An 11,861-nucleotide genomic window follows, 5' to 3' on the forward strand; every position below is an offset into this window, starting at 1 on the left:
ATACCCAACACAAACACGAAATACAACGCCAACAACCCATAATCCACAGCATTGGCATCGAGAAGCTGACCCTGGGCCAACACCTGGGTGCTGACCCATCCCTCACTGAACACAGTGGACCCTCTTTCGGCAGGAGCGGTGGCGTAACGCGAGCCGCCCACGATGAACGACGCAAAGGTGTGCGCGGCCGGGTCGCGCCACCCGACCCCAATATGTTGTCTGCTGCAACTTATCACCGGGGTCGGCCGCGGTGAAGATCTCTGGATTGATCCAGCAGTCCCGGCGTAACCGCATCGCAACGTGCCGCCTGCCCCGTCGGGGCAACGTTTTCCGCCAACCAGCTCAGTTGCTGGCCAGCACCTGCTCGAACGCGAGCTCGGCGGCGCCGAGCAGCTTGCCGTCACCCCCGAGCGACGACGGCACCAGCTTGGTGCCCCCCATGGCGCGGCTGACCAGACTGCGTTCGGACACCAGCTTGCCGACGTGTTCGATCAACGTGCGCGGCAGCGCGGTGAACAGATCACCGAGCACCACGAGTTGCGGGCACAGCAGGTTGACCACATTGCACAGTCCGATGGCCAACCACTCGCCGAACTCCCCCAGCCGTTGCATCACCTCGTCCGGATCCTGCGCCAGCGCGTGCAATTCGGCGACGATGACACCGCGCGGCGAGTCCTCCGGCAGGTCCAGCGCGCGGCTCAGCGCCCGCTCCCCGACCTCGGTCTCCCAGCATCCCCGGCTGCCGCAATAGCATTCGAGCCCATCCGGCCGCACCACCATGTGCCCGAGTTCCCCGACGTACCCGCCACTGCCCCGCAACGGGATGCCACCGGAGATCACCCCGCCGCCGACACCGACGTCCGCCCCGACGAACACCGCGTCCGTCGCGCCGCGCGCCGCGCCGCGCAGGTGTTCGGCGAGCACGCTGAGCTCCGCGTCGTTGCCGACTTCCACCCGGCGACCGCCCAGCGCTTTGGACAGCCAGTCCCCGAGCGGCACATCGGTCCAGTGCAGGTTCGGCGCTTCGCGCACCATGCCGTCCGCCCGCCGCACCACGCCGGGCGCCGACGCGCCGACCGCGACGACGTCGACGTTCGCCTCCTCGATGAGCACCGCACTGTTGTCCACGATCTTGGTGAAGACCTCGCGCGGAGTCCTGGTGGCCGGGCGCAAGCTCCAACTGCACCGGTTGAGGATTTCGCCACCGAGGCCGATCAGCGCCATCGCGACCTGCTCGACCCGGATGTCCACCGCCAGCGTCACCGCGGCGTGCGGCTGCGGGAGCACCAGCAGCGACGGCCGACCGGCACCGCTGCGCTGGGCGGGCACCCGTTCGACGACGAGACCGTCCTTGACCAGCTCGTCGACGAGGGCCTTGATGGTGCTGCGGTTGAGCCCCATCTCGGTCGCCAGCGCGGCCCTCGTGCACGGCCCGCCGATGTGCAGCCGACGCAGCAGCACGGCCCGGTTGTGCTGGCGCACTTCATCGGGCCGCGCTCCCGCGGTTGGTGTGGTACTCAATTCGGCCGCATCCTCCGCCTGCTTCCGGCTTCCCCTCCTGGAAAAGCTGTAGCACAGTGGCCGCTCGCGCGGCTCAACGTGCTCCTCGCACGACGTCCGGTTCAGGTCTCATGCCGCGCCGTCGAACGCCGCCGGGACAACGCGTCCACACCGGCGGCTGCCACCAGTACCAATCCGGTGATGATGTTCACCAGTGCCGCCTGGAACCCGAGCATGTTCAGCCCATTTTGGACCGTGGCGAGCACCGCACCACCCAGGATCGCGTCGTGCAGCCGCCCCTTTCCGCCGAACAGCGAAGTACCGCCGATGACCGCGGCACCGACCGCGAACAGCACCAAGTTGCCGTTTCCGGCGCTGCCGTCCACCGAGCCGACCTTGGAGGTGTAGACGATGGCGCCGAGCGCGGCGACCGACGAGCAGATGATGAACGCGCTCATCCGGATCTTGGCCACGTTCACCCCGGCCCGGTGGGCGGCGTCCCGGTTGTTGCCGACGGCGTAGACGTGTCGCCCGTACCGGGTGCGGTCCAGCACGAACGTGCCGACGATCAGCAGTACCAGGATGATCGGCACCACGTAGGGCACGCCGCGGATCGACGCCAGCTCCGGGTGCGGTGAGCGGTTCAACGTCAGCAGGTAGGTGGCCAGCCCGCCGCACCCGAGCACGGCCGCGACCTTGCCAGCGACTAGCACGGTCGGCTGCGCGACGAGCCCATGCCGCAGCCTGCTCAGGTGCTGGTAGCTCACGACGGCGGCGTACCCCGTTCCGACGACCAGGAACAACGCCCAGCTGCCAGCCACGCTGAGGCTGCCGTTGGCGACGGCGAACAGCACCGGGCTCTGCCGGATCGAGACGGTGCCGCCCGGACCGACCAGTTGCAGCACCACGCCGGACCAGGTGATGAACAGTCCAAGGGTGACGATGAACGACGGAATCCGGACCTTGGAGACCGCGAACCCGGTCAGGCAACCGATCGCGGCGCCGACGCACACCGCCAGCAACATCTCCAGCCACGGGTTGGCGTCCACTCCGGCCGCCACGAGCACCAGCGCCAACGCGGAAAGCGCCGCGCCGAGCCAGATCCGCAGCAGCAGCGCCAGCAGCACGGCCACCGCGAGCCCCAGCAGGAAGGCGTAGAACACCGACCCGCCCAGCGCGCCGAGCAGGTTCCCGTTGTTCTGGAAGTGCAGTGCGAGCACCGACGCGGCCACACCGGAGGCGGTCCCGGCGGACAGGTCGATCTCGCCGATCAGCAGCACGTAAACGATGCCCATCGCGACGATGGTCTGCCCGGCGCCTTGGTGCAGCAGGTTGGTCAGGTTGTTGAGGGTGAGGAAGTCATCGGACAGCGTGGTGAACAGCACCAGCAGCACGGCCAACGTCACCAGCGCGGGCAGCGGGCCGAGGTCGCCGCGGCGGAGCTTGCCGACGTAGTCGCGCAGGACTTCGCCGGTGGCGCGCGAGGTGGTGTCGATGCCGAAGTCGGCGATGCGGGCGAGCTCCGGCTCTGCCGCACCGGTGTGGCTGTTCGTCATGGGCGGTCCTCGGATCTCGTCAGACTGCGGCGACGTCGGGGCGGGCCAGGCCGAGGTCGCCGGAGCGCCCGGCGGTCATCAGCTCGACGACCTGACCGTGGGTCAACTCGCGGGCGGGCAGTTCGGCGGCCATCCGGCCCAGGTAGAGGGTGGCGATGCGGTCGGCGACCTCGAACACGTCGGTCATGTTGTGGCTGATCAGCACCACGCCGAGGCCCTGTTCGGCAAGTCGCCGCACCAGGTCGAGCACCTGCCGGGTCTGCGCGACGCCCAGCGCCGCGGTGGGCTCGTCGAGGATCACCACTTTGCTGTTCCACAGCACGGCTTTGGCGATGGCGACCGTCTGCCGCTGACCGCCGGAGAGCGACCCGACCTTCGCGCGCACCGAGCCGACCGTGCGCACCGACAGCGAGCGCAGCGTGCGCCTGGCCGCCAGCTCCATCTCGGCCTCGTTGAGCAGCACCGCGGGCCCCTGCTCCCGGCCGAGGAACATGTTCTGCACGACGTCGAGGTTGTCGCACAGCGCGAGGTCCTGGTAGACGATCTCGATGCCCAGCGCCGCGGCGTCGCTCGGCCGCTGGATGTGCACCGGGCGGCCTTCGAACAGCATCTCCCCGCTGTCGATGCGGTGCATCCCGGCGATGCATTTGACCAATGTGGACTTCCCGGCGCCGTTGTCGCCGATGAGGGCGGTGACCTCACCGGCCCGCACCGCGAAGTCGACGTCCCGCAAGGCGCGGACCGCACCGAAGCTCTTGCTGACCCGGCGCAGCGCCAGAACCGGTTCGTGCACCGTGACCTCCCTTGGACCGCCTGCGTCAGGCGATGCCGAGCTGTCGGCACGTGCCCGCCAGCTCGCCGCCGCAGATCTCCTCGGCTCGGACGTGGCCGGGGCCGAGCACCGTCTTGATGTTGTCCCGTGTGATCAGCTGCGGGGCCAGCAGCACCGACTTGACCTCGCGCCCGGCCACCGGATCGCGAATGCGCTGGCTCGCCAGGGCATCGGCGGCCGCGACATCGCCCCGCACGAGCGCGGCGGCCAGCTTCGCCGCGACACCCGCCTCCTGCCTGATCGGCTTGAACACCGTCGAGGACTGGTAGCCCTGCAGCAGGGCGCGCAGCCCGTCGACGGTCATGTCCTGGCCGGTGACCGGAACCGCACCCGCCAGGCCATATTTCTGCAGCACCGTGATCACCGCCGCGGCCAGCCCGTCGTTGGCGGCCAGGACACCGTCCACCCGGCCGCCGTTGGCCGTCAGCAGTTGCTCGAAGACCTGGCCGCCCGCCTGGTTGTCCCAGCCGTCGACGAATCGGCTGCTCACCAGTTGCAAGTCGCCCGCCGCGTAGTGCGGAGCCAGCGCTTCGGACTGGCCGCTGTGCACCAGCGTCGCGTTGTGGTCGGTCGAGGATCCGCCGATCTCGATCACCTGCGCACCGGGTTTGTCGCGCAACGCGGCGGCCAGGGCCTGCGCCTGGAGTTCGCCGACCATCTCGTGGTCGAAGCTGACGTAGTAGTCAGCGCTGCCGCCGACGTTGAGCCGGTCGTAGTCGATCACCGGCACGCCCTGCTGCTTGGCCTTCTGCTCCACAGTGGCCCCGACATCGCCGCTGGGCGCCGCGATGATCAGCACCTGCACCCGTTGGCTGAGCATGCTGTCGGCGATCTGGGCGAACTTCTGCGCATCGCCCTGCGCGTTCTGGACGATCGGCGCGAGTCCTTCCTGCCGCAGCGCGGACTGCAGCATCGGCTGGTCGAAGTGGGCCCACCGCGCGGAAGTCGCCGTCTCCGGCAGGATCACGCCGACCCGTGGCGCGGCATCGGTCCAGGGCGGTACCGCTGCGGCATCCGGCTGCCGCGGGCTGTTGTTCCCGCAGGCCACCAGCAACAGCCCAACACTGCAGGCCATCGCGATCAGCGCTGCGGGCGTTCTCCCCATCGAGAAGCCTTCTCCACTCCTGAATCGAACTGAGCAACGCAAACGTTGCGGCAGACAACATATGACACCACACCGCAAGTCGAGAAGTTCACCTGATCGATGCAGTTGTTGAACTTGATCGATGTAGGACATCTTCCGGAAACATGATCCAGTGGTATGTTGCCGTCTGCAACATATTCGTCCGGTGGGTGGATCACGCGCCTGGTCCACCCACCGGACGTTCCTCGCCCGACGGCAGCGTAAACCCGCTTCAGTGCCGACTTCTGGCCTTGCACCCAGTTCCACCCCGAACCCGGAGGAATCCCCGATGCAGAGGAGTCCAGCATGACCCGTTGGTTACCCGGCACGAACCGAACCCGGATCGGGCTGGTGCTCGCCGCCGTGGCCTGCACCGCCGCCGCCGTCACCCCCGCCGTAGCCGCGGCGCAACCCGCCTACCGCGACGCCTCCCTTCCGGTGGTCGACCGGGTCGACGATCTGATGGCGCGAATGTCGTTGCAGGACAAGATAGGCCAGATGACCCAGGCCGAACGGGAGGCCGCCGATCCGAACGCGGCGGCCAGCGGCGGCGTCGGGTCGATCCTCAGCGGTGGCGGCTCGGCGCCGACGCCGAACACGGCCGAGGCGTGGGCCGACATGTACGACGCCTACCAGCAGGCCGCCATCGCGACCCCGCTGGGGATTCCGATCATCTACGGCATCGACGCGGTGCACGGGCACAACAACGTGGTCGGCGCGACGATCTTCCCGCACAACATCGGTCTCGGCGCCGCCAACAATCCCGAGCTGACCGAACGCATCGGTCGCGCCACCGCCGAAGAAGTCGCCGGTACCGGCATCGACTGGGACTTCGCGCCGTGCCTGTGCGTGGCGCGCAACGACCGGTGGGGACGCACCTACGAGTCCTTCGGTGAAACCCCGGAACGGCCCTCGGCGCAGTCCTCCATCGTGAGCGGGCTGCAGGGCGCCAGCCTGGACGCACCTGGATCCGTGCTGGCCACCGCGAAGCACTACGTCGGCGACGGCGGCACGACCGGCGGCGACGACCAGGGCAACACCGAGGTCAGCGAGCAGGAGCTCCGCGCGGTGCACCTGCCGCCGTTCCAGGCCGCCCTGGAGCGCGGCGTCGGTTCGGTGATGATCTCCTACAGCAGCTGGAACGGCGCCAAGCTGCACACCAACGACTACCTGGTCAACGGGCTGCTCAAGGGCGAGCTGGGTTTCACCGGCTTCGTCGTGTCGGACTGGCAGGGCATCGACAAGGTCGACGGCCAGGAGGGCTTCACCGCGGAGGAGGTGCGCAACTCGATCAACGCCGGGCTGGACATGATCATGGTGCCCTACGACTACCAGAAGTTCATGGACCTGCTGCGCGCCGAGGTCGAGGCCGGTCGGGTACCGATGTCGCGCATCGACGACGCCAACCGGCGCATCCTGACCAAGAAGTTCGAGATGGGCCTGTTCGAGCGGCCTTTCACCGACCGCAGCTTCACGCCGACCGTCGGTAGCCCCGAGCACCGCGCGATCGCCCGCGAAGCGGTCCGCGAATCGCAGGTGCTGCTGAAGAACGACGGCAACGTGCTACCGCTCGCCAAGGACGGCGGCAAGATCTTCGTCGCGGGCAAGAACGCCGACGACATCGGTAACCAGAGCGGCGGCTGGACGATCAGCTGGCAGGGCAGCAGTGGACCCATCACACCGGGAACCACCATCCTGCAAGGAATCCAGCAGGCGGTGACGCCGGGTACCGAGGTGACCTACGAGCGCAACGGCAACGGCATCGACAACACCTACCGCGCGGCGATCGCGGTGGTCGGCGAAACGCCCTACGCCGAAGGCGAGGGCGACCGGCCCGAGGGCATGGGCCTGGACGACGAAGACAGGGCGACCATCGCACGGCTCAAGGAGTCCGGCGTCCCGGTCATCGTGGTGACGGTCTCCGGACGCCCGCTGGACATCGCGGCCGACCTCCCGCAGTGGAACGCGCTGGTGGCCGCCTGGCTGCCGGGTACCGAAGGAGCGGGCGTGGCTGACGTCCTCTTCGGAGACCACAACCCGACGGGCACGCTGCCGGTGACCTGGATGGCCAGTGCCGCCCAGCAACCGATCAACGAAGGCGACGGCCAACAACCGCTGTTCCCCTACGGTTTCGGCCTGCGGTACTGATCCATCCCAGGTGAAGCGCGAAGGGCACTTCTTGCCGAGCAACAGGCGAGGAGTGCCCTTCCGGCGCGCGTGTGGCGCCCAACGCGTCCCCGCATCGCTGGCTGAGACGGTCCGCAACCTGTCAGTCGATTCTTTGCCGCGGCAACTTCGGAACTGCGCGCACGAACACGCGTTTCGCCGAATTAGCGACCCATTTCGACCGAGTCGTTCGTGCGTCGGTCTGCCCGTAGACCGTCGAGTACGAAGTGCAGGGACCGCTGCCATGCCGACATGCCCGCGTTCTCGCCGAGCAGGGACAGCGCCCAGAGCAGATTCACGATGTCGTCGTCGCTGGCGTCCGCACGGATTGCTCCGGCGCGGCGAGCGCGGTCGAGGACTTTCGACAGGTGCGCCATCCCGCGCTGGCACGCCTCCGCCATTTGCACGGCCGCGGGATGGTCGCCGATGAATGCTTCGAGCAGCCCGCGGTCGGCGGTGAGCTGAGCCAGCAGATTGTCGATGAACCCGATGAACGCGGTCCACGCATCTGGTTCGGCTTCGGCCTGCGCGGCGAACTCGTCCACGGCGGCGAGACGCGGCGGCAGCAACGCATCGATGAGGGCGTCGCGGGTTGGGAAGTGGTTGTAGAGGGTGCCGATGCTGACGCCAGCACGTCGAGCGATCTCCTCCAGCGATCCGGCAAGGCCCTGCTCGGTGAACACTCCCGCAGCCTCGTGCAGCAGCCTGTCGCGGTTGCGGGCCGCGTCGCGGCGCATCGGTTTGGCCATGGCGACCATTGTACGAATTTGAGGCACCCCTCATGTTACGCTTATAATCTGAGGCAGCCCTCATATTTGGAGAGAGATCATGACCACCACTCGTACCGCCGCGATCATCGGTGTCGGACCAGGTCTCGGCATGTCCATGGCCCGCCGATTCGGCCAGGAGGGATTCCGGGTCGCTGTGGTGTCACGCAGCGGCACACGACACGGCGCATATCTGGCCGACCTCGCCGCGCACGGCGTCGAAGCCACCGCCCACACCGCCGATGTCACCGATGCGGACCGGCTAACCGCGGTGCTGGAAGAGATCGTCAGCACCGGCGACGTCGAGTTCGCCTACTACGGTCCCGGCCCGACATCTCAGCAGATCGTCCCGATCACCGACATGGACGTCCCCACCGCTCAATCGGCGTTCGAGTGGGTGTGGCCAGCCGTGCACGTCGCCAGCGCTGTGCTACCGGGCATGTCGAAACGAGGAACTGGCGGACTGATCTTCGCCGGTGGCCTGTCGAGCGTCCGGCCCATGCCGATGCTCGGTCAGCTCGCCTTGGCCGCTGCTGCTCTGCGCAATTACGCACTCACCCTGAACGCGGCACTGGCCGACCGCGGGGTCTACGCCGGAACCCTCACCATCGGTGGTTTGGTGGAACGCGGCGACATCCACGCGATGGTCACCGCCGCCCCCGAGAAGTACGGCGCCGCCGACGGGCACACGCTCGATCCGGATCGACTGGCCGACGCAGCGTGGCACATGTACCGCACCCGCGATCGCGCGGAGCAGGTGTTCGACGTCCTCGGTCAGTGACGCCGTCGCGCCGGCAAATCGCGGCCTGCCCGACTTTTCGATGCCGGGTCGCTACTCCAGGTCAACCCCGGCCGGACGGATTCGACCGGTCACCTCGCCGAAGCCGATTCTGGTGCCGTTCGGGCCGGGGGCCGTCGCCGTGATGGTGACCTCGTCGCCGTCCAGGAGGAAGGTGCGGTACTCGTCGCCGATGCGCACGGGTTCCTCGCCGCCCCAGGTGAGTTCGATGAACGCGCCGCGTTCGTGCTTCGCCGGGCCGGAGATCGTGCCCGAGGCGTAGAGGTCGCCGGTTCGGCAGGTGGCTCCGTTCGCCGTCAGGTGTGCGAGCAGTTGCGCTGGGGACCAGTACATCTCCCGGTACGGCGGGCGGGCGACCTGTTGGCCGTTCCAGAACACCGCGAGGTCGACGTCCAGCCCCCAGGGCTCGCATTCGCGCAGGTACGGCAGTGGTTGCGGATCCTGCACCGGGGTCGGCACGCGGGCAGGGCCCAGCGCCAGCAGTGGCACCACCCACGGCGAGATCGAGGTCGCGAAGCTCTTGCCCAGGAACGGTCCCAGCGGCACGTACTCCCATGCCTGGATGTCCCGCGCCGACCAGTCGTTGACCAGCACCGCACCGAACACGCGGGTGGCGAAGTCCGCGACCGGGACCCGCGTGCCCCGTTCGGAACCGGTGCCGACGATGAAGCCGAGCTCCGCCTCGATATCCAGCCGACGGCACGGACCGAAGGTCGGGACGTCCTCGCCCGGTGCTCTGCGCTGGCCACTGGGTCGGACGATATCGGTGCCGGACACCACAACTGTTCCACTACGCCCGTGGTACCCGACGGGCAGGTGCTTCCAGTTCGGTTGGAGGGGTGGGGCGTTCGGCCGGAAGAGCCGACCGAGGTTCGACGCGTGGTGCTCGGAGGCGTAGAAGTCGACGTAGTCGGCGACGTCGATCGGCAGGTGCATGGTCACCTCGGCCACCGGGTGCACCGCCGCGTCGGGCACCTCACCCGACACCAGCTCGGTGACCTGTCGCCGCACCTGCACCCACCGGTCGTATCCCTGGGCCATGAACGGGTTCAGCGTCGGCTGCGCGAAAACCTCGTCGCCGAACGCCGCCGCCAAGTCCACAACGGACTCGCCGACGCGCACACCCACCCGCGGCGCGGTGCCAGGTTCGGAGAACACGCCGTAGGGCAGGTTGGCGAGTCCGAACAGCGAGTCTTCCGGGATGTCGATCGCGGTCACGAAGTGATCCCTCCTCCGCTGAGCGCATACCAACGAGACTGAGTGGTCAGCCGCTCACCGCTTCGGGCCTCGCCCCGCCCAGGTCCAGGCGTAACCGGGATCCTCGGCCGCCCGGCCGCCCTCCCCGAGCTCCAGCGGGCGGAACGTGTCGACCATGACCGCGAGCTCGTCGAAGAACTGCACCCCGATGCTGCGTTCGTAGGCACCCGGCTGCGGGCCGTGCGAATGCCCGCCCGGATGCAGCGAAATCGAACCCGGCCCGATTCCGGAGCCCTTGCGCGCCTCGTAGTCCCCGCCGCAGTAGAACATCACCTCGTCGGAGTCCACATTGGAGTGGTAGTACGGCACCGGGATGGACAGCGGGTGGTAGTCCACCTTGCGCGGCACGAAGTTGCACACCACGAAGTTGTCGCCCTCGAAGACCTGGTGCACCGGCGGCGGTTGGTGCACCCGGCCGGTGATCGGCTCGAAGTCGGCGATGTTGAACGTGTACGGGTACAGGCAGCCGCCCCAGCCGACCACGTCGAACGGGTGCTGCGGGTACACGAACCGGGTGCCCACGATGCCGGTGCTGGCGCGATGCTTGACCAGCACCTCGACATCGGTGCCCGCGGTCAGCACCGGCTCGGCGGGGCCGTGCAGATCGCGCTCGCAGTACGGCGAATGCTCCAGGAACTGCCCGAACTTCGACAGGTACCGGCGCGGCGGGGTGATGTGCGAGTTGGCCTCGATGCAGTACGCCCGCACCGGCTCGTCGCCCTGCGGCACCCAGCGGTGCGTGGTGGCGCGCGGCAGGATCACGTAGTCGCCGGACTGGAACGCGAGTGCGCCGAACACCGTCTCGACGACACCCGAACCGGATTCGACGTACACGCACTCATCGCCGATCCCGTTGCGGTACAACGGGGAGGTCTCGCCCGCGACGACGTAGGAGATGCGCACGTCCGCGTTGCCCAGGACCAGTCGGCGGCCGGTGACCACGTCGTAGCGCTTCCACTCCGGACCGTCGAAGAGCTCGTGCAGCTTCAGGTGCCGCGGTCGCAGCGGGTGGTTCGGCTCGGTGCCCAGGTCGGGCAGCTCCCACGCGGTGGAGTCCACCAGCGCCGACGGGAGGCTGCGGTGGTACAGCAGCGACGAGTCGCTGGCGAAGCCCTCCTCCCCCATCAGCTCCTCGTAGTACAGGCCGCCGTCGGGCCCGCGGTGCTGGGTGTGCCGCTTTGGCGGCACGTCGCCGACCTGCCGGTAGTACGCCATGACCTCGCCTGCTTCCTACCCGAGACTGTTTCAGAAGTTTGCGCAGCGGTGCGGGTGGCGGAACCCAGTAGTAAATGTATGAATCACCTGCCTGGTGCGCAACACCCGACCGGTTCAGTTCCGGCCCCGGATGTCGAACTGGTCCCGGTTGGTGATCAGCTTGTCCAGCAACATGACCAGGATGCGCTGCTCGGTCTCGGTGAGCACGCTGGTCCACTCGTACTCCCGCTCGTTCTGCGCGCGGAACACCTCGACCATCTCCTGGCGCCCGCGCTCGGTCAGCGACAGCAGCACCGACCGGCCGTCGTGCTCCCCCGGTGTCCGGTCCAGCAGCCCGTCGGCGACCAACGTCTTGGTCAGGTTGGACACCGCGGCCCGGCTCATGCCGGTCAGCTCGGCCGCCTTCTTGGCTTCCAGCGGCCCGGCCAGCCAGATGACGAACAGCAGCCGGAAACCGGACCAGGACCGGCCGCGCGGCCGGTGCACCGCCGCCTCCAGGTCGTAGGTGACGATGTTGGACGCGCGGTTGAGCGTCAGCAGCACCTCGGTGGCCAACTGGTGCCGGAAGCCGTACTCGGTCGCCAGCCGGTGGTTGGCCAGCTCGACGAAGGACCAGAAATCCAGCTCGCCCTCGGCCATCGCGAAC

Annotated in this window: 10 protein-coding genes; 2 read left to right on the forward strand and 8 right to left on the reverse strand. The window is 68.3% G+C overall.

Annotation, left to right across the window (positions count from 1 at the left end; all coding sequences use genetic code 11):
- Positions 1-342: 342 nt before the first annotated feature.
- From MOQ72_RS37395 to MOQ72_RS37410, 4 genes are all read right to left on the reverse strand, one after another.
- On the reverse strand, positions 343-1,521 hold the full coding sequence (locus MOQ72_RS37395; RefSeq protein WP_242190654.1) for an ROK family transcriptional regulator: 1,179 nt from the start codon (positions 1,519-1,521) through the stop codon (positions 343-345).
- A 101-nt stretch (positions 1,522-1,622) separates the two neighbouring features.
- Positions 1,623-3,056: a sugar ABC transporter permease gene (locus MOQ72_RS37400; protein WP_242190655.1), complete on the reverse strand. Its 1,434-nt coding sequence runs from the start codon at positions 3,054-3,056 to the stop codon at positions 1,623-1,625.
- A gap of 19 nt (positions 3,057-3,075) precedes the next feature.
- Positions 3,076-3,849, reverse strand: a complete 774-nt coding sequence (locus tag MOQ72_RS37405; protein WP_242190656.1) for an ATP-binding cassette domain-containing protein — start codon at positions 3,847-3,849, stop codon at positions 3,076-3,078.
- Between the two features lie 25 nt (positions 3,850-3,874).
- Positions 3,875-4,993: a sugar ABC transporter substrate-binding protein gene (locus MOQ72_RS37410; protein WP_242190657.1), complete on the reverse strand. Its 1,119-nt coding sequence runs from the start codon at positions 4,991-4,993 to the stop codon at positions 3,875-3,877.
- A gap of 324 nt (positions 4,994-5,317) precedes the next feature.
- On the opposite strand from MOQ72_RS37410, the gene MOQ72_RS37415 reads away from it, so the two are divergent.
- Positions 5,318-7,159 carry a glycoside hydrolase family 3 protein gene (locus MOQ72_RS37415; protein ID WP_242190658.1) on the forward strand — a complete coding sequence of 614 codons (1,842 nt, stop codon included), beginning with the start codon at positions 5,318-5,320 and terminating at the stop codon, positions 7,157-7,159.
- A 182-nt stretch (positions 7,160-7,341) separates the two neighbouring features.
- Here MOQ72_RS37415 and MOQ72_RS37420 read toward each other — a convergent pair whose 3' ends face one another.
- Positions 7,342-7,926 (reverse strand): TetR/AcrR family transcriptional regulator, encoded by a 585-nt coding sequence (locus MOQ72_RS37420; protein WP_242190659.1) that lies wholly within the window; start codon positions 7,924-7,926, stop codon positions 7,342-7,344.
- A gap of 79 nt (positions 7,927-8,005) precedes the next feature.
- Between MOQ72_RS37420 and MOQ72_RS37425 the strand changes: the two genes are divergently transcribed.
- Positions 8,006-8,725 (forward strand): SDR family NAD(P)-dependent oxidoreductase, encoded by a 720-nt coding sequence (locus tag MOQ72_RS37425; protein WP_242190660.1) that lies wholly within the window; start codon positions 8,006-8,008, stop codon positions 8,723-8,725.
- 51 nt (positions 8,726-8,776) lie between these two features.
- Here the strand turns inward: MOQ72_RS37425 and fahA are convergent, their stop codons facing one another.
- The 3 genes from fahA to MOQ72_RS37440 all read right to left on the reverse strand — a co-directional run bounded on the left by fahA (position 8,777) and on the right by MOQ72_RS37440 (position 11,854).
- Entirely contained in the window at positions 8,777-9,961 is a 1,185-nt protein-coding gene (gene fahA, locus MOQ72_RS37430; RefSeq protein ID WP_242190661.1) for a fumarylacetoacetase, read from the reverse strand.
- Between the two features lie 54 nt (positions 9,962-10,015).
- Entirely contained in the window at positions 10,016-11,215 is a 1,200-nt protein-coding gene (locus MOQ72_RS37435) for a homogentisate 1,2-dioxygenase (protein WP_242190662.1), read from the reverse strand.
- Between the two features lie 114 nt (positions 11,216-11,329).
- Positions 11,330-11,854 (reverse strand): MarR family winged helix-turn-helix transcriptional regulator, encoded by a 525-nt coding sequence (locus MOQ72_RS37440; protein ID WP_242190663.1) that lies wholly within the window; start codon positions 11,852-11,854, stop codon positions 11,330-11,332.
- Positions 11,855-11,861: the final 7 nt, after the last annotated feature.

Origin of the sequence: Saccharopolyspora soli, assembly GCF_022678645.1 — a bacterium.
Classification (GTDB): Bacteria; Actinomycetota; Actinomycetes; order Mycobacteriales; family Pseudonocardiaceae; genus Saccharopolyspora; species Saccharopolyspora soli.